Below are 16758 nucleotides of genomic sequence, written 5' to 3' on the forward strand. Positions count from 1 at the left end.
TGCTGAAAAAAACAGCGCACGAGTGAGGGTTGCTGAAATTGTCAGCAGTCGAACGCAATTCTTTGAATCAGGCTTTGACAAGGCCGGGTGGCATCGTTAATATGCGCCCCGTTCACACGATTCCTCTGTAGTTCAGTCGGTAGAACGGCGGACTGTTAATCCGTATGTCACTGGTTCGAGTCCAGTCAGAGGAGCCAAATTTAAAAAAGCCTGCTTTCGAGCAGGCTTTTTGCTTTTCCGCGCCAGCTGCGCGGCCGGAGGGCGAAGGATCCCCCTCCAGCAATGGCGCCCCTAGCGCAAACTCTCTTCCTTCAGGTCTATCTCCCGCAGCACCTCATAAAAGGTGATATCGCTAATGTTGTGGGCGCGACGCAGCCGGAACAGCTCCTGACGCTGGGCGATAATGACCTCTCTTTGCATATATTTCTCCAGCCTGGCGCGCTTCGCCAGCTCCAGCCCGACGTCCTGCCCTTCGTCATTGTCGTTATAGTGAAGCCGACGCTGGTAGGTTTCCAGCAGCATATTACCGGCATCCGCCCGCAGGGCCTGCTCAGTGGGATCCTCCACCGGCTCGTCGAGTAGCGCATTTAGCCGGTTGATGGCCACTTCGGTCATGACGGCGCCAATATCGTCCTTGCCGGTGTCATGGGGTAAATCATCGGCAAGATAGCGGGTCATGAACGGCAGACCGATAGCCGCCACCACCAGCGACATCAGGATCACCGCCATTGAGAGAAAGATCAGCAGTTCGCGGCCCGGGAATGGTGAACCATCCGCCAGCACCGCCGGCAGCGTCAGAATACCGGCGAGCGTCACGGAGCCTTTAACCCCCGCCAGCGCCATGACGGCGAGGATGCTGAATCGCGGACGGACGGTGATGGCCTTGCCCCGGCGTTTACGGCGAAAAATGGTCAGCGTCATCGACAGCCATACCCAGGCGAAACGCATCAGACCGAGCGCGAGAGTGATGGCCACGGCGTACAGCAGCAGATACCAGGGCGAAGGGACGCCGGCCTGGCTGGCTACCGCCGGCAACGTCCTGAGCATGCGGGGCAACTGCTCGCCCAGCATCAGGAAGATCATCCCATTGAGGGTAGTCTGCAGCATGGACCACACCGCGCTGCTTTTCATGCGCGTCGCGGGAAGCCGTGGCCCCGACAGCTGCTCATAGTGCATCGCAATGCCGGCGGCGACGGCGGCAAGAATGCCGGAGACATGGAACGCCTCGGCCAGCAGGTAGGCGGCGAAGGGGATAAGCAGGCTGATCAGGATCTGGATGGCCGGCTCCTCGCGGGTGCGCCGCACCAGAAAGTTATTACATTTGCCGGTGACCCACACCACCACGAGCCCACTGAGGATGCCCCCGAACGCCATCAGGAAAAACTTCATCACCGCCTCTCCCGGTGAGAAGCTGCCGGTCAGCACCGCGGCGATGGCAAAATTAAAAGCGACGAGACCCGAAGCATCGTTTAACAGCGACTCCCCTTCGAGGATATGCGCCATCCGGGAAGGCAGCGGCGAGCTGGCGGTCATTGCCGATACCGCCACCGGATCGGTAGGTGACAGAATCGCCGCCAGGGCGAACCCCGCCGCCACGGTAATCGCCGGAATAAGCCAGTGAATAAACAGGCCAATACCGAGGATAGTCACCATCACCAGGCCTATCGCCAGCGACAGAATCGGCTTCATATCGCGGAAAAACGCGTCTTTCGGGATCCGCCAGCCATCGAGGAAAAGCAGCGGCGGGATAAACAACAGCAAAAAGATGTGCGGATCGAAATCGACCTGAAAACCACCGGCGGCCAGCGCGGCGCCCGCCGCAATCTGGATCAACGGCAGCGGCACTTTAACGGGCAGAAGATGGGAAATGAACACCGTCACCACGATGGCCATGATAAAGACCAGCACAATAGCGATTAGAGACATTCCTCCCCTCCTTTGACGGCAATATTCATTCTGTACATCAGGCTGTTATTCCTTTTTCGCAGGTGTGGTTTCAGCGGCGGGTTATTTATCCAGACGCCGATAATAAAGGACAGGCTTTCCTGTCTGGCGGCGTGTTTATTTAAACTGAGGTGGCAACCGGCGCCCGTTCAGGGGGGACAATGTGTTTTATCATGCCGGCATTGTCAATCCGCTATGGTCTGCAAATCATCGTCAGCCCGGCAATATAATCTCTACCATTCATCCTTATCATTCCGTGGCGACCAGAGAGATATATGGTCAGCGGAATAGCCTCAGCGGATTGATATTCTCTGTCGTAACGGCCGATATCTATGCATTAGCCATTATGGATAATCCGCGTCGCCTTCATAAGCCGAATGCCTCGAAATCCCGCCCTTCGCTGCCATACATTGCTTGCCCCATACCAGGATTGGGGGTACCCTGACAAACAATTAAACCACACGGTCTAAATGATGAATCCCGCTATCTCCGCCAACCTGAAGCCCCGCCGCGGCCGACCGCCAAAGGCCAATCGGCAGTTTGTCGACACCCGCCAGGCGCTGATTCGCTCGGGCCTGGAGGTGCTGACCGAAACGGGCTATCTCGCGGCGGGGATTGATGCGGTAATCAAGAATATCGCCGTGCCAAAGGGGTCGTTTTACCACTGTTTCAAAAGCAAGGAGGCCTTTGGCCTCGCCGTGCTTGCCGCCTATGGCGACTACTTTGCGCATAAATTAGATAAATTCCTGCTGGACGACGCCGTGCCGCCGCTGGAACGGATGGCGGCCTTCGTGCGAGATGCCGGTCAGGGAATGGAGAAATACCAGTTTCGTCGCGGCTGTCTGGTAGGCAACCTGCTGCAGGAAGCTCCGCTGTTGCCCGAGGCATTTACCCAGCGGTTGCAGGCCATCCTGGCGGCATGGGAGGCGCGCGTGGCCCGCTGCCTGCACGAGGCGCAGGCTGCCGGGGCGATTGCCAGCGACACCTCACCGGAGGCGCTGGCCCAGGTGTTCTGGATCGGCTGGGAAGGCGCGGTGATGCGCGCCAGGCTGGTCCAGTCCGCCGCTCCCCTTAACCAGTACTGGGATTTCTTTGCGCACAATATGATGACAATAACACCTGCACAGGACGGCGATAGCGCCGATAACTCCCTTCAGACGAGGAATACTCAGTCATGAAAGCATTAGTTCTGGACCAGATTGACAACCGCACCGTGGTCGCCGTCAAAGCGATTGACCTGCCCGCCCTTGCCGAAGGCGACGTGCGGGTCGCCATCGACTGGTCGAGTCTCAACTATAAAGATGCCCTGGCGATCACCGGCAAAGGCAAAATCATCCGCCAGTTCCCGATGGTGCCGGGGATTGATTTTGCCGGCAGGGTAAGTGAAAGCCGCGATCCGCGCTTTGTTCCCGGCCAGGCCGTGATCCTCACCGGCTGGGGCGTGGGCGAAAACCACTGGGGCGGTCTGGCCACCGAGGCCTGTGTCAAAGGCGACTGGCTGGTTGCCCTGCCGGAGGCACTCAGCGCGCGCCAGGCGATGATCATCGGCACCGCCGGCTTTACCGCAATGCTGTGCGTCGATGCCCTCGTCAGTGCGGGCATCACCCCGGAAAGCGGTGATATCCTGGTCACCGGCGCCAGCGGCGGGGTCGGCAGCACCGCCGTGGTACTGCTGAAAGCGCTCGGCTACCGGGTGACAGCAGTATCGGGCCGCGAGTCGACGCACGATTACCTTCGCCAGCTCGGCGCCGACGCCATCCTGCCGCGCAGCGACTTCGCAGAGACCCGCCCGCTGGAGAAACAGCTGTGGGCGGGCGCGGTGGATACCGTTGGCGGCACGATGCTGGCTAAAGTGCTGGCGCAAACGCACTATCGCGGCTGCGTCGCCGCCTGCGGTCTGGCCGGGGGCTTCGATCTGCCGACCACCGTAATGCCGTTTATTCTGCGCAATGTGCGTCTGCAGGGGGTGGATTCGGTGATGGTGCCCACCGCAGAACGCGACGCGGTCTGGCAGCGTCTGGCCCAGCTGCTGCCGGAGGGCTACTACCAGCAGGCAGCCACCGAAATCACGCTGGAGCAGGCGCCAGCGTATGCCGCAGATTTCCTCAGCAACAATATTCATGGCCGCACGCTGGTCAACATCGGCCAGTAATTCTCTCCTCCCGGCGCCCCATGGCGCCGGTCCCCGGGGCGATCCTGACATATCATTTCCTTCCCCACGGGATTATGATGACGCGAACGAATGGCTTTGCGAGTGGTAAAGAACGTAAATGGATGTCATAAGCATCATTATGGCGGCGGGCAAATCGTCCGTTGACGTCGCGCTGTATACGCTGTTGCCGATCATGGTGATCATGCTGATTATCATGAAATATCTGGAGGTCCGCGGCATCCTCGATGTGATTGTGCGCTGGGTTGCGCCATTGCTGAAGCCCTTCGGCTTAACCGGGATGAGCGCCTTCGCCCTGATCCAGATTAACTTTGTCAGCTTCGCCGCCCCGCTGGCCACGCTGTCGATTATGGACAAACGCGGCGTTTCTGACCGGCAAATGGCCGCCACGCTGGCCATGGTCTTCGCCATGGGGCAAGGCAACGTCTTCTATCCCCTCACCCCTTTCGGCCTCCACTGGCTGGCCTCGATCGTTATCTCAGTGGTCGGCGGCCTGTGCGCGGCGGCAGTCGCCTGGCACGTCACCGGACGGCGCTTATCGGTCGCCGAGAATCCTCGCGCGGAAGCGCTGCCCAACGCCGAGCAGAACAGTCAGGGCATTCTGGCGGTGATCAATAGCGCCGGCTCCGACGCCATCCGCCTGGCGCTCGGCGCGGTGCCGATGCTGATCCTGTCGTTAACCATCGTCGGACTGCTGCAGGGCGCTGGCGCCATCGACCTGCTGCAGCAGCTGCTGAAACCGGTGCTCGGCTGGCTGCACATTCCGCAGAACTTTGTGCTGCCGGCGCTGGTGAAGTGCGTCGCCGGAGGCACCGCTTACTTTGGCGTCATTTCCGAGCTGATCCAGCAGGGCAAAGTCACCGTCAGCCAGGTCAACGCCTCGGCAGGCCTGCTGATCCAGACCTTCGATCTGCCCGGAATCGGTATTTTCCTCGGCATCAGCTCACGGTTTGTCCGCCTGTTTCGCTTCGTGGTTCCCGCGGCGATCGTCGGCATTCTGCTGCGCACCGTCCTGCACCTGAGCCTCTTTTAACGCCTGCGCGCTGGCCTGCGCCTTCAGGCAGGCCACTACCGCCGCCTGTTCGCCGCAGGCGATATGCTCATCGACGCGCGCCAGCATCCACGGAAAGAAAGGATTAGAGGTGACGCGCATTAACGTCTCCAGCCCCACGCTCAGCGTTCCGGTTTCTCCACGCAGTGAAATGGTGCCCAGGCTAATGCCGTAGCGGTTCTTCTCGTCCGGCTCGCGGCCATACAGCGAGTCGCTCAGGGGAAACGGCACCGCCACATGCGACAGGGAGTACATATCCGCCGGCCAGGCAAGGTGTAGAGGATAACGATGCTCTTCCCGTTCCTGCGCCAGCGTAGTGCGGGCGACGGTCTGCAGCGTATGCGCCGTCGCGTTGGTCACCACCGTGGTGGTATAGGCCCTCGGCGCCGGCGGTAGCAGCGTATTCACCGCCGCATAGAGCGCGGGACGGAACAGGACCCGGAGATCCGCCGCCTGGTTTATGTCGAACACCACCAGCTCACTGCCGTTGTCCGGCAGGTAGCGATACAGGGACTCCACCACCGCCCGGGTGCTGACGGTGGAATCCATCACCGACTGAAAGGTGAGGACTGGCGGCAGCGCTTTCAGCTCCCCCTGACGGGACGCGCGAATAATCTGCTGCTGCAGCGCCTGGCTTAACAGCCAGGACTGTCTCGCCGCTTTTACCGGAAAAGAGTTGTACTTGAACGGGTTAAATTCAGGCGCCACGTTTAGCCAGGCCGCACGGGCAAACGCCGGGAAGATGGACGGCAGCCCGGCGAGACCGGCAAAACGGGCAAACGCCGTCACGCCGATCATCGGCGACAGCAGGATAATCTGCTGCGGCTGGCGTAAATGGCTGTCCTCCAGGCTATCGAGGGCATACTTGAGCGCCAGCGCGCCGCCGTTAGAGTAGCCGACCAGATGCAGCGGCACGTCCGCCCCGGCCAGGCGCGTCGCTTCGCGCACCGCCAGACGCGTTGCCGCCAGCCAGGTCTCCCAGTCAACGGCGGTTAACGCCCCCGGCGCGGTGCCATGGCCCGGCAAACGCGGCGCCACCGCCACATAGCCCCGCTGCCGCCAGAGTTGCGCCAGATAGCGCACGCTGTAGGGCGAATCGGTCAGGCCATGGAGCAGCACCACGCTGCCGCGCGGTTTGCCCTGCGGCAATAGTACAAAAGAGCGGTTCCAGTCCTGCGTAAACTGCCCCGGCCAGACCCGGCTATGGCGATAAAAGCGGTTGACAGGGGTTTTATCTTCTTCCGGCAAGGCCTCTGTCACCTCGCGCTGAAGATCGGCGAAAATCGTTTTCTCCCGCGCCAGATACTGGGCAAAGGTCGCCTGGTCGATCTCTTTGGCCGTCATCTCGTTGCCATGCCAGGTATGCCAGGAATGCAGCGCGGGGCCGCGCTGGGACTCATAGATCCGTCCGGCGAGAAACACCACCAGCAGCGCCAGCACCGCAACGATCCCTTTTTTTAACAGTGAGCCAATAACGGCGCCTGACGTTCGCCAGTGGCGTAAAACATGCTTCATGACGCTCTCTCTATTATTTTTCGCATAGCCGAACTCAGCTGCCCTATTCCTGACAGGCTATTTTCACTGTCTGCTTCTCAGCATAGCCATCGGCTCCGGCAAATTAAACCCGGCAGATCATTCATGTTCAGCGAAAAAAAGCCTACCGCTGAGATCAACGTTAGGTCGCCTATTTTTAAACACTGTATAAACCAAGGGGATAATCTTATTGTCAGGCCTTCATGAAACATGAATTATCGGCAGGAATGTGATCAGGACAGGAAGATATAGATGGAGTGGTGGGTAAAAAAAGTGAGAAAAAATTCAATGACCAGCCCCTGCTGCGTCGTGCTTCAGAGCGGTACATTAGCGATGATTGCTGAAATTGAAGCCTGTCGCCTTCACCTGCAGGAAGGCGATAAACTTACTCCGCTGGCCGATGCGCGTTATTGTCTGAATAATAACCCGACACAGACGTTGAAGATCCTCAAAGCAACCCATTATAGCAGTGAGCGCTGGGCAAACGCCGGCAAATAAATCGGGTCCGACCCCTTTGCCAGAGATGATCTGGGTCTCTTCGCATCTGACAGATAAATTCCCCTTCGCCCTTTTCACGCTGTGACATACTATCGGGAATGTCAGCAGACCTGAAACAAGGAGCGAATCATGAATAACAAGGCCGCCAGTCTGACCCCGGAACAAGCGCTTGCCGAGCTGGAAGCGCGCTATGAAGCCTCGGTCACGGCATTACGCAAAGCCATCGGCGACTATATCGACCATAATACGCTCCCCGATACCGAAGCCCGCGCGGAAGGTCTTTTTGTCTATCCGCAGCTCTCGGTCTCCTGGGACGGCGCCGATCATAAAGCCCTCAAAACGCGCGCCTGGGGACGTTTCACCCATGCAGGGTGCTATACCACCACCATCACCAATCCGAAACTGTTCCGCCACTATTTGCTGGAACAGCTGACCCTGCTGTATCAGGACTATGGCGCGCATATCAGCGTCGAGCTGTCGCAGCATGAGATCCCCTATCCTTACGTGATAGATGGTTCCACCCTGACACTCGACCGCTCGATGAGCGCCGGTCTGACGCGCTATTTCCCTACCACCGAGCTGTCGCAGATTGGCGATGAGACCGCAGACGGCCTGTTCCATCCTACCGAGTTCTATCCGCTGTCGCACTTTGACGCCCGCCGCGTCGATTTTTCGCTGGCGCGTCTGCGGCACTATACCGGCACGCCGGCGGAACACTTCCAGCCCTACGTGCTGTTCACCAACTATACCCGCTACGTGGATGAGTTCGTCAGCTGGGGCTGCAGCCAGATCCTCGATCCCGACAGCCCCTATATCGCTCTCTCCTGCGCCGGCGGGATCTGGATCACCGCCGAAACCGAAGCGCCGGAGCAGGCCATTTCCGATCTGGCGTGGAAGAAGCACCAGATGCCGGCCTGGCATTTGATCACCCACGACGGCAAAGGGATCACGCTGATTAATATTGGCGTCGGCCCGGCCAACGCCAAAACCATCTGCGACCACCTGGCGGTGCTGCGCCCGGATGTCTGGCTGATGATCGGCCACTGCGGCGGCCTGCGCGAAAGCCAGGCCATCGGCGACTATGTGCTGGCCCACGCCTATCTGCGCGACGACCATGTACTGGATGCGGTGCTGCCGCCGGATATTCCCATCCCCAGCATTGCCGAAGTGCAGCGCGCCCTGTACGACGCCACCAAGCAGGTGAGCGGGATGCCGGGCGAGGAAGTGAAGCAGCGGCTGCGTACCGGGACGGTGGTCACCACCGACGACCGTAACTGGGAGCTGCGCTATTCCGCTTCGGCGCTGCGCTTTAATCTCAGCCGGGCGGTGGCTATCGATATGGAGAGCGCGACCATCGCCGCCCAGGGCTATCGCTTTCGCGTCCCCTACGGCACGCTGCTCTGCGTCTCGGACAAACCGCTGCACGGTGAGATCAAGCTCCCCGGTCAGGCCAACCGCTTCTATGAGGGGGCCATCTCTGAGCATCTGCAGATCGGCATCCGGGCCATCGATCTGCTGCGCGCCGAGGGGGATCACATGCACTCGCGTAAGCTACGCACCTTCAACGAACCGCCGTTCCGCTAATCGGTGACGTGGGAATAGAGAGGAAAACACTGGCGTTCCCCGCTGGGGAGCGTCAGCGCTCGGGTGAGCGAAACAAACGTCCCGGCGGTGACTCCAGATTTTTCGTCCGCAAGGAAACAGGCAGACAGAAAAGCAAAAAGCCTGCTCGAAAGCAGGCTTTTTTAAATTTGGCTCCTCTGACTGGACTCGAACCAGTGACATACGGATTAACAGTCCGCCGTTCTACCGACTGAACTACAGAGGAATCGTGTGAACGGGGCGAATATTAACGATGACGCCGTACGCTGTAAAGCCTGTTTTTAATAAAATGAATCGTTTGCCGAATTATTCCTCACTTTGCGCAAAAAATGGCGTTTATCCGGCAAACGGATCAGGTTTCCGGCGTTGAGGCCTTAACCCGCGGGTACTTCCACAGCCAGCGACCGCTCACCATGCGGAAGTAAAACAGCACGCCGCGCACGGCCCAGTCGAGCACCATCCCTAACCAGACGCCGATCACCCCCATCCCCAGCACGATGCCCAGCGTATAGCCCGCCACCACCCGGCAGCCCCACATACCGAGCATCGACACCCACATGGTATAGCGTACGTCACGGGCGCCTTTGAAGGCGCAGGGTAAAGTCCACGACAGCGACCAGATCGGCATAAACAGGGCGTTGAGCCACAGCAGCTGCTTCACCACCTCTTTTACATCCTCTTCATGGGTATAGAAAGAGGCGATAAAGCCCGCGAACGGGGCACTGCCCCAGGCAATCAGCGTCAAAATAATGGTCGACAGCCAGAACACATGCCAGGCCTGGAATTCCGCCTGACCAATCTGCCCTTTCCCCAGCCGCTTGCCGGTGATGATCGTCGAGGCGGAGCCGAGGGCGTTGCCCGGCAGGTTAATCAGCGACGCCACCGAAAAAGCAATGAAGTTGCCGGCGATAACGTTGGTGCCCATCCCGGCGACGAACATCTGGGTCAGCAGCTTACCGCCATTGAACAGAACCGATTCGATACTGGCCGGGATGCCGATCCCCATCACTTCCCAGATAATGGCGAAGTTAAAGGGTTTGAAGTAGCCTTTCAGCGACAGCCGCAGCGCGGGATTGAGGCCCACCATCAGCACCCAGATAGTGGCGATGGCGCCAATATAGCGGGCAATGGTCAGCCCGAGACCGGCGCCGACAAAGCCCAGCCCCGGCCAGGAGAAGAGGCCATAGATGAGCACGCTGCTGATTAGGATATTGAGGATGTTCATCCCGCCGTTGATCAACAGCGGGATTTTAGTGGTACCGGCCCCGCGCAGCGCCCCGCTGCCGATCAGCGCAATCGCCGCCGCCGGATAGCTCAGCACCGTCAGCTCGAGATAGGTCAGCGCCAGGTCCTTGACCTGCGGGGTGGCATCGCCGGCGACAAAATTAATAATTTCCTGACCAAAGGCGTGGATCACCCCCGCCAGCACAATGGAAAACAGGGTCATAATGGCCAGCGACTGGCGCGCGGCCGCTCTCGCCCGCCGCCGATCTCGCTTGCCAAGGCTAAAGGCCACCACCACCGTGGTACCCAGATCGATGGCGGCAAAGAACGACATGATCACCATGTTAAAGCTATCGGCCAGACCCACCCCGGCCATGGCCTCTTTTCCCAGCCAGCTGACAAGGAAGGTGCTCAACACCCCCATCAACAATACGCAGGCATTTTCCAGCAGAATGGGCACAGCGAGGGGGCTGATTTCGCGCCAGTACAGCACACGATAACGCTGACGTTTTTTAAACCAGGATGTCCGTTCGACTGCCTGGCGTACGGCGGAGGTGACGTTCAAGAGAGACCTTAGTGAGAGATGTTGAAACAACATTTCAAATGATGATCGAGAAATGGATATCCTGCAAAGTATTTTTCCGTAATAATTGTCGGAAATGACAACAAATTGTTGATGGAAGCGGCAGTTGCACCTGAACGGACGAATTGATGTTTGACAAAAGATTTTTCGCCGCTAAGATACGACTCCACACGATTCCTCTGTAGTTCAGTCGGTAGAACGGCGGACTGTTAATCCGTATGTCACTGGTTCGAGTCCAGTCAGAGGAGCCACATTTAAGAAGCCTGCTTTCGAGCAGGCTTTTTGCTTTTCTGCGTCTCTGGCCTTAACGCAGAATCGCATTCAGCCCGGCAAGCACCTCATTGACAACGGCGACAGGTATGCGTTTCAGACGCTTGCCTTTCGCTACCGCCACCCTACGCCCCAGGTATCCTCCATGAACACGCCGCCGCTCAGCCTGAAAAAGCGCCCGGCGGTAGGATGATTTTGCTGACGCTTGCGGGTGAGATAGCGTGAATGAATCACTCTGTCCTATGTCTTATAAGGAGGCGCCATGAACCTCAGACAACAGCAGCAGCAGGCGTTTGACCGCAGCGGTCAGCCGCTTATCGTCGGCGACGTCAACCACTGTCCACTGCCGCCGGAGAGCCTCGCCGCGCTGGGTCCGGATTCCCCCTATGTGGTGCAGGTATACGGTTCGGGTCTGACCGGCGAGGTTTACCGGCTGCGCATCGCCGGTAAAGAGTATAATTTAAAGAAACGACGTGCCGTCGCCGGCGTTGCCAATCTTAACGGCCAGCTGTCGTTTTTGAATGAGGTACAGCGCCGACAGGCGTTGCAACGGCTGAAGGATGACCAAAATACCGCACCGCGCTTCACCCACATCGTCCCAACGCTGTATGCCGATTATCGCCTCGGCATCCTGCTCTCCCCCTGGATCGATGGCGAGCCGATTCACCAGCTGACCCCGCCGCTGATCGCCCAGCTGTTCACCACGCTGGAAGCCTGCGAGGAGCAGGGACTGATGGAGTGGGATCTCTGTAGCGGGAACCTGTTGGTGGACCGGGAGGAGCAGCTGTGGCTGTTCGATTTTGGCTATATGTATCCCTTCGACCCGCTGAGAGAATTCAACAGCAACGGTCTGGCCGATCCCCTGTTTCACTTTGTCGAGCGCTTTGAGACCCGTTTCTTTTTTAGCTGGCTGATGACCCGGGTGCCCGATGCCGAACAGCAGCTGGCGCAGTATCGCGAGATGAAGCGGCTGGCCGTCGAAAGCTACCGGCGCAAGCTGGTATGGCTTCGCGCCCGGCGGGCAGCCCCGCAGGTACAGGCTCATTTTCAGCAGATAACGACGCGCTGGGAGACGGCGCTGGCTGACCCTGCCGCACTGCGCCGCTTGTTTGCCCTGGAAGCCTTCCGCTCCCATGTGCTGGATATTGAAGACGACCTGCATGGCCAGTCCTGCACCTTGCTCACCCTGCAACGTATCGACTGGGTGATAGGCCAGCTGGAACAGCATTATCGCTTTATCGCCGACGAAGGCGGCCTGTTTTACGACAACGCTGGGAAATCGCAGCAGGCGCTACTCGGTGACTATGCGCAGAAGCGGCAGCAGGCGCAGCAGTACCTGCTCAATGCCGCCGCGGCAAAGGATTAACGGCGTTCGCGCCCCTGTTTCTGCTTCGCCTGATACATCAGGCGGTCGGCGGTGGCCACCAGCGCGTTGAGACTGGGATGGCTGGCGGGATCGTACTCGACGCAGCCCCAGGAGAACGCCAGCTGCCAGGGGTGAGCCGCCTGTTGATTGAAACGCGCTACGTTGTGGCTGAGCGTCTCCATTGCCGCCGCGGCATCGTGGCGGCTGGTATTGGCGAACAGAATAATAAACTCATCGCCTCCCTGCCTGGCGAGGATATCGGATTCACGGAAGGCGCTTTTCATCAAATCGGCGATGGCGATCAGCGCGCGATCGCCCTCTTCATGCCCCCAGGTATCGTTGATGTGCTTAAAGCGATCGAGGTCGACAAACGCCAGGCTCACCGGCTCATGGCGGCGCTGGGCCGTCAGCAGGGCATACTCGGCGAGGGTGAGGAATCCCCGGCGGTTAAACAGTCCCGTCAGCTCATCGGAGGTTGCCGCATCCAGCACCTTGAACTCATCCTCCACGATCGCCGCCAGATCGCTTAAGATCTGTATTTCATGCGCGGAGAACGAACGCGGCTGATGGTCCATCAGACAAAAAGACCCCACCGTCGCGCCATCCGGCAGCTGAACCGGGTACCCGGCGTAAAAGCGGATAAACGGCGCCTGAATCACCAGCGGATTGTCGTGAAAACGCTCGTCCTGCTGCATGTCGTTAACGATAAGCGGGTCGGTTTGCAAAATGGTATGGGCGCAAAATGAAATATCTCTCGGCACCGTGTCCACATCCAGACCGGCACAGGATTTGATGTGCAGCAGATCTTCCCCTACCAGGCTGATGGAGGCCACCGGCAGGTTATACAGCGAACGGGCAAGCCTGGTCAGGCGATCAAAGCGTTCTTCTTTTCCGCTATTCAACAGCCCGGAAGAGCGAAGCGATTGCAGGCGACGCTGCTCGTCGGGATGAAGTCCGGCTAATTTCATTGTCTCTCTCTTGTCTCTTGCGCAGAATTCCACCGGGATTCCCGCTGGAAACCCGGTGTTTTATCCTGCCAGGGGAAAAATAGTCGTCAGGTATCCCATGAGTTAAGCAGATTTCCCCTGCTCGTCAACCGGCGCGCCCCGGCGACTGGCGGCCAGGGCGCTGGCGGAAGGCCATTGACGGCTTTCCGCCCGGCGAAAGGGAAGATCAGGCGCGGATAAACGCCAGCAGGTCGGCGTTGATGGTATCGGCGTGAGAAGTGTGCATCCCGTGCGGGAAGCCAGGATAAATGATCAGCTGGCTGTTGGGCAGCAGCTGGTCCTGCAGGATAGCGGCATTTTTATAGGGAACGACCTGATCGTCATCCCCCTGCATAACCAGCACCGGCAGCGTAATCGACTTAAGATCTTCGGTCTGGTCGGTTTCTGAAAACGCCTTGATGCCTTCATAATGGGCTTTGGCGCTACCGATCATCCCCTGTCGCCACCAGTTCTGGATCGTCCCCTGCGACACCTCCGCCCCGTCACGATTGAAGCCATAGAACGGGCCAGAGGCGACGTCGAGATAGAACTGGGCGCGGTTAGCCGCCAGCGCTTTGCGGAAACCGTCAAACACCTCGATCGGCGTGCCGCCAGGATTCTGTTCGGTCTTAACCATCAGGGGCGGGACGGCGCTGATGAGCACCGCCTTCGCCACCCGCCCCTGCGGCTGACCGTAGCGGGCCACGTAGAGGGCGACCTGGCCACCGCCGGTAGAGTGTCCAACATGGACCGCATTGTGCAGATCCAGATGCTCCACTACCGCCGAGACGTCTGCCGCATAATGGTCCATATCATGCCCCTCGCTGACCTGATCGGAGCGGCCATGGCCCCGGCGGTCGATAGCGATGACCCGAAAACCTTCGGCAAGGAAAAACAACATCTGGTTATCCCAGTCGTCGGCGCTTAACGGCCAGCCGTGATGGAAAACAATCGGCTGAGCTTCCTTTGGACCCCAGTCTTTGAAGTAAATATTGACGCCGTCTTGGGTGGTGACAAATGCCATGTTACAGACTCCTCTCTCAGGATAACCAGCCTGCAGGCCCGTGCCTGGGCTGAATGCCGACGGCGGCCGGCTGAGATGCCAGCCGCGCAGGAATGTGATGCCAGTAACAGTGTAGAAGAAATTTATCACCCCGCCGGACGACTTATCCCGTCTCGCTTGATCGGCTCGCTCAAGCCCAGCAAGCGCCAGCGGCTACGCCGCACTCTCCTGCTGGCGGATCCGCACAATCAGCGCGCCGAGCAGCGCCCAGTCCAGCAGCACGGCGAAGGCAAAGCACACGCCGCCGCGTCCTGCCCCGGCGGTGTGCCAGGTCAGCAGCGTCGCCGCGATGGCGACAGCCACGCTCAGCGCCGTGGCGCCGCTGATGCGGCTACCCGACAGTGCCGCCCGTCCCGCGGCAACGCGCCAGGCGACAGCCGCCCCCGCGCTGCCGAACGTCACGCCGGGGAGCAGCGCCGGCCAGGCCTGGCCGCCATACCACGCCACCAGCGCCAGCAGCCAGCCGGCCGCCGACAGCAGGAAAGCCCAGCGCGTTGCCGCCAGGGGCGCCCGATAGAGCCTGGGCTGCGCGCGCGCGAATCCCCATCCGGCGCCGAAGGCCGCGCTCAGGAGCGCCAGCAGACCCAGCGTGCCGCTCGCCCCGATAACGGGAGCCATGATTAACAGCAAGGCCCCGGCGGCGAAGAGCACGCTGAGAGCGATGGCGCGGCCGCGCGGGTCGATGGTTCCCGCCGCGTCCGCGGCGGCATGGTGGTGTAAAACGTGCATATTCAGCTCCTGACACTGTAAACGACATGAAAATAACTCATGTCATCGTCTTTACATGCCCGTAGCCTATCGCCACTATACAGGGACACACAAACGCATAGTTTTCAGCCATAGATGAGAAAAACTCAGCCATGAGAACACCCCGCCTGCCGCCGCTGGGCGCCCTGCGCGCATTTCACGCCGTCGCCCGCCAGCGTAGTTTTAAACTGGCCGCCGGGGCGCTCGGCGTCAGCGCGACGGCGGTCAGCCATCAGATTAAACTGCTGGAATCAGTCCTGGAGTGCCGGGTCTGCGAGCGCAGCGCGCAGGGCGTCAGCCTGACCGCCGACGGCGAGATCCTCTACGCCGCCACCCAGCGCGCCTTCAGCGCCCTGGAGCAGGCCGTTGTGCAGATTGCCCAGGCCCGCCAGCCGCCATCCTTAACCGTCACCACCACCTCCAATTTTCTCACCCACTGGCTGGTGCCACGGCTGGCGGACTTCACCGCCCGCTTTCCTGCTATCGACCTGCGTCTGCACACCAGCGTCGAACGGGTGGATCTGCATCTGGGCACGGTGGACGCCGCGATTCGCTATCGCGAAACGCCCGAGCCGGATCTGTGCTGTACGCTGCTGCATGAGGATCGCTTTATCGTGGTCGCCAGCCCGACGCTGGCCCTCAGTCGGCCTGACGATCTGGCGGAAGTAACACTGTTTCACGTCGCCAACCGGCACGTACCGGCGGATTCGCCGAGCTGGGAGAACTGGCGTCGCCGCTATGGACCGCCGACGCTGAATATTGACGCGGGGTTAACATTTAGCGATGAAACCCATGCCCTGCAGGCGGCGGTGGCTGGCCAGGGGGCGGTGATCGCCAGCGAACTGCTGGCGCGGGATCTGCTGCAGCGCGGAGTGTTATCCGCGCCATTCAGCAGCGCGTTACCGGGCGCCAGCTACTACCTGGTCACCACCGAGGCGGCAGCGCAGCGGGGGGATATTATCGCGCTGCGGGAGTGGCTGGTGGGGCAGATGGCCTCGGGCGACAGCGGCCAGCCGGCAGCGGGATAGCGGCCTTACCAGCCGCAAACGTTGGTCTCTTCGTCGGACTCATAGCCGCGGACGATATTGATCAGCTCCTTCACCGCATCGGCCGCGGTGAGCGGGTCGCGCAGCGCCGCCAGCGAGGAAAAGCTTTTATCGACCGAGACGCCGTTATTGTTATTGGTGACCGTTAGCACAAACTCCCCCTCTAAATTGTCGTCCGGCAGATCGCTCAGCAGCCCATTAACGGCCTCCACCGCCTGCTGCGGAATATACAATGCCATCGGTTTGAGGAATATTTTTTCTTGTTTCCGCTGAAGGCGGCCATTCTCTACCGCTAAGGTATAACCTTTATTTTCACTGTTCATGCTTTTAGCCCTCGATAAGAATATTCGGATCAACATAGAAGTCGACATTAAATACCGTGTCCTCCGATAGGGCCTCAATGCAGTGCCATTTTTCCGGCGGAAAAACGCCAAACTGGCCGGCTTCAATGGTCAGGGTTTCAACCGGCTCGGGGCTGCTCTCATCGGCATAGCCGAGATAGCGGATCGCCCCCTGCATCACCGACAGCCGGGGATAGACTCCCTGGCGGGTGCCAGCGTCCAGATGGCGGCGCCAGATAGAAGCCGGCGCGGTCTCCTTTGTCCACAGCGGCGTGCTGCGGGTATGAACGTAATGGGTGGGAATAATAATTCGCTGCATGATTGCGCCTCACTT

At 59.7% G+C, this 16758-nt stretch carries 15 protein-coding genes, 3 tRNA genes and 1 pseudogene; 9 read left to right on the forward strand and 10 right to left on the reverse strand.

Features of this window, described 5'->3' with window-relative positions; genetic code table 11:
* Nucleotides 1-121 precede the first annotated feature (121 nt).
* Nucleotides 122-197: transfer RNA gene (locus GT756_RS16630), tRNA-Asn, on the forward strand.
* A 94-nt stretch (nucleotides 198-291) separates the two neighbouring features.
* Here the strand turns inward: GT756_RS16630 and GT756_RS16635 are convergent.
* Nucleotides 292-1926 carry a Na+/H+ antiporter gene (locus GT756_RS16635; RefSeq protein WP_004203499.1) on the reverse strand — a complete coding sequence of 545 codons (1635 nt, stop codon included), beginning with the start codon at nucleotides 1924-1926 and terminating at the stop codon, nucleotides 292-294.
* 491 nt (nucleotides 1927-2417) lie between these two features.
* On the opposite strand from GT756_RS16635, the pseudogene GT756_RS16640 reads away from it, so the two are divergent.
* From GT756_RS16640 to GT756_RS16650, 3 genes and pseudogenes are all read left to right on the forward strand, one after another.
* Nucleotides 2418-3243: pseudogene (locus GT756_RS16640) on the forward strand (TetR/AcrR family transcriptional regulator).
* Nucleotides 3182-4096, forward strand: a complete 915-nt coding sequence (locus GT756_RS16645; RefSeq protein ID WP_224222647.1) for an MDR family oxidoreductase — start codon at nucleotides 3182-3184, stop codon at nucleotides 4094-4096. Before GT756_RS16640 ends, GT756_RS16645 begins: the two are co-directional and overlap by 62 nt.
* Nucleotides 4097-4214: 118 nt before the next feature.
* On the forward strand, nucleotides 4215-5147 hold the full coding sequence (locus GT756_RS16650) for a nucleoside recognition domain-containing protein (protein ID WP_004203502.1): 933 nt from the start codon (nucleotides 4215-4217) through the stop codon (nucleotides 5145-5147).
* Here GT756_RS16650 and GT756_RS16655 read toward each other — a convergent pair.
* Nucleotides 5058-6680, reverse strand: coding sequence for a carboxylesterase (locus GT756_RS16655; RefSeq protein WP_049004400.1), 1623 nt, complete (start codon nucleotides 6678-6680; stop codon nucleotides 5058-5060). The genes GT756_RS16650 and GT756_RS16655 overlap by 90 nt on opposite strands.
* A gap of 270 nt (nucleotides 6681-6950) precedes the next feature.
* Here GT756_RS16655 and pmrD point away from each other — a divergent pair, with 270 nt between their 5' ends.
* A complete protein-coding gene (gene pmrD / locus GT756_RS16660) occupies nucleotides 6951-7196 on the forward strand; it encodes a signal transduction protein PmrD (RefSeq protein WP_004203504.1) in 246 nt (81 codons plus the stop codon).
* A 129-nt stretch (nucleotides 7197-7325) separates the two neighbouring features.
* Nucleotides 7326-8780: an AMP nucleosidase gene (locus GT756_RS16665; RefSeq protein ID WP_004203506.1), complete on the forward strand. Its 1455-nt coding sequence runs from the start codon at nucleotides 7326-7328 to the stop codon at nucleotides 8778-8780.
* Between the two features lie 168 nt (nucleotides 8781-8948).
* Here GT756_RS16665 and GT756_RS16670 read toward each other — a convergent pair.
* From GT756_RS16670 to GT756_RS26380, 3 genes are all read right to left on the reverse strand, one after another.
* Nucleotides 8949-9024: transfer RNA gene (locus GT756_RS16670), tRNA-Asn, on the reverse strand.
* Nucleotides 9025-9150: 126 nt separating this feature from the next.
* Nucleotides 9151-10587 carry an EmmdR/YeeO family multidrug/toxin efflux MATE transporter gene (locus tag GT756_RS16675; protein ID WP_004203508.1) on the reverse strand — a complete coding sequence of 479 codons (1437 nt, stop codon included), beginning with the start codon at nucleotides 10585-10587 and terminating at the stop codon, nucleotides 9151-9153.
* An 8-nt stretch (nucleotides 10588-10595) separates the two neighbouring features.
* The gene (locus tag GT756_RS26380; protein ID WP_219633510.1) at nucleotides 10596-10775 is read right to left on the reverse strand and encodes a DUF5951 family protein; all 180 of its coding nucleotides are present in this window, start codon (nucleotides 10773-10775) and stop codon (nucleotides 10596-10598) included.
* Nucleotides 10776-10780: 5 nt separating this feature from the next.
* On the opposite strand from GT756_RS26380, the gene GT756_RS16680 reads away from it, so the two are divergent.
* Both GT756_RS16680 and GT756_RS16685 read left to right on the forward strand, forming a co-directional pair.
* Nucleotides 10781-10856 (forward strand) — tRNA-Asn (locus GT756_RS16680).
* A gap of 281 nt (nucleotides 10857-11137) precedes the next feature.
* The gene (locus GT756_RS16685; RefSeq protein ID WP_160124928.1) at nucleotides 11138-12241 is read left to right on the forward strand and encodes an AarF/UbiB family protein; all 1104 of its coding nucleotides are present in this window, start codon (nucleotides 11138-11140) and stop codon (nucleotides 12239-12241) included.
* On the opposite strand, the gene GT756_RS16690 is transcribed toward GT756_RS16685, so the two are convergent.
* The 3 genes from GT756_RS16690 to GT756_RS16700 form a co-directional block, all read right to left on the reverse strand.
* A complete protein-coding gene (locus GT756_RS16690) occupies nucleotides 12238-13209 on the reverse strand; it encodes a sensor domain-containing diguanylate cyclase (protein WP_004203513.1) in 972 nt (323 codons plus the stop codon). The two genes, GT756_RS16685 and GT756_RS16690, sit on opposite strands and share 4 nt — an antisense overlap.
* Before the next feature lie 205 nt (nucleotides 13210-13414).
* Complete coding sequence (locus GT756_RS16695; RefSeq protein WP_160124929.1) at nucleotides 13415-14251, reverse strand: alpha/beta fold hydrolase; 837 nt, start codon at nucleotides 14249-14251, stop codon at nucleotides 13415-13417.
* Nucleotides 14252-14443: 192 nt separating this feature from the next.
* Nucleotides 14444-15019, reverse strand: coding sequence for a hypothetical protein (locus GT756_RS16700; RefSeq protein ID WP_160124930.1), 576 nt, complete (start codon nucleotides 15017-15019; stop codon nucleotides 14444-14446).
* Between the two features lie 131 nt (nucleotides 15020-15150).
* Between GT756_RS16700 and GT756_RS16705 the strand changes: the two genes are divergently transcribed.
* Nucleotides 15151-16065 carry a LysR substrate-binding domain-containing protein gene (locus tag GT756_RS16705; RefSeq protein WP_004203519.1) on the forward strand — a complete coding sequence of 305 codons (915 nt, stop codon included), beginning with the start codon at nucleotides 15151-15153 and terminating at the stop codon, nucleotides 16063-16065.
* A 5-nt stretch (nucleotides 16066-16070) separates the two neighbouring features.
* Here GT756_RS16705 and GT756_RS16710 read toward each other — a convergent pair whose 3' ends face one another.
* Nucleotides 16071-16406: a DUF1869 domain-containing protein gene (locus GT756_RS16710; RefSeq protein ID WP_069603149.1), complete on the reverse strand. Its 336-nt coding sequence runs from the start codon at nucleotides 16404-16406 to the stop codon at nucleotides 16071-16073.
* A gap of 4 nt (nucleotides 16407-16410) precedes the next feature.
* A complete protein-coding gene (locus GT756_RS16715) occupies nucleotides 16411-16743 on the reverse strand; it encodes a DUF1971 domain-containing protein (RefSeq protein WP_004203524.1) in 333 nt (110 codons plus the stop codon).
* Nucleotides 16744-16758: the final 15 nt, after the last annotated feature.

It is taken from the genome of Klebsiella sp. Q2, assembly GCF_009900705.1.
In the GTDB taxonomy this organism is placed as follows: Bacteria; Pseudomonadota; Gammaproteobacteria; order Enterobacterales; family Enterobacteriaceae; genus Klebsiella; species Klebsiella quasipneumoniae.

Coding starts and splice junctions, on each gene's coding strand:
- GT756_RS16690 (WP_004203513.1), bottom strand. CDS start 13,209: ATGAAATTAGCCGGACTTCATCCCGACGAGCAGCGTCGCCTGCAATCG.
- GT756_RS16685 (WP_160124928.1), top strand. CDS start 11,138: ATGAACCTCAGACAACAGCAGCAGCAGGCGTTTGACCGCAGCGGTCAG.
- GT756_RS16650 (WP_004203502.1), top strand. CDS start 4,215: ATGGATGTCATAAGCATCATTATGGCGGCGGGCAAATCGTCCGTTGAC.
- GT756_RS16700 (WP_160124930.1), bottom strand. CDS start 15,019: ATGCACGTTTTACACCACCATGCCGCCGCGGACGCGGCGGGAACCATC.
- GT756_RS16655 (WP_049004400.1), bottom strand. CDS start 6,680: ATGAAGCATGTTTTACGCCACTGGCGAACGTCAGGCGCCGTTATTGGC.
- GT756_RS16710 (WP_069603149.1), bottom strand. CDS start 16,406: ATGAACAGTGAAAATAAAGGTTATACCTTAGCGGTAGAGAATGGCCGC.
- pmrD (WP_004203504.1), top strand. CDS start 6,951: ATGGAGTGGTGGGTAAAAAAAGTGAGAAAAAATTCAATGACCAGCCCC.
- GT756_RS16635 (WP_004203499.1), bottom strand. CDS start 1,926: ATGTCTCTAATCGCTATTGTGCTGGTCTTTATCATGGCCATCGTGGTG.
- GT756_RS16695 (WP_160124929.1), bottom strand. CDS start 14,251: ATGGCATTTGTCACCACCCAAGACGGCGTCAATATTTACTTCAAAGAC.
- GT756_RS16715 (WP_004203524.1), bottom strand. CDS start 16,743: ATGCAGCGAATTATTATTCCCACCCATTACGTTCATACCCGCAGCACG.
- GT756_RS16705 (WP_004203519.1), top strand. CDS start 15,151: ATGAGAACACCCCGCCTGCCGCCGCTGGGCGCCCTGCGCGCATTTCAC.
- GT756_RS16665 (WP_004203506.1), top strand. CDS start 7,326: ATGAATAACAAGGCCGCCAGTCTGACCCCGGAACAAGCGCTTGCCGAG.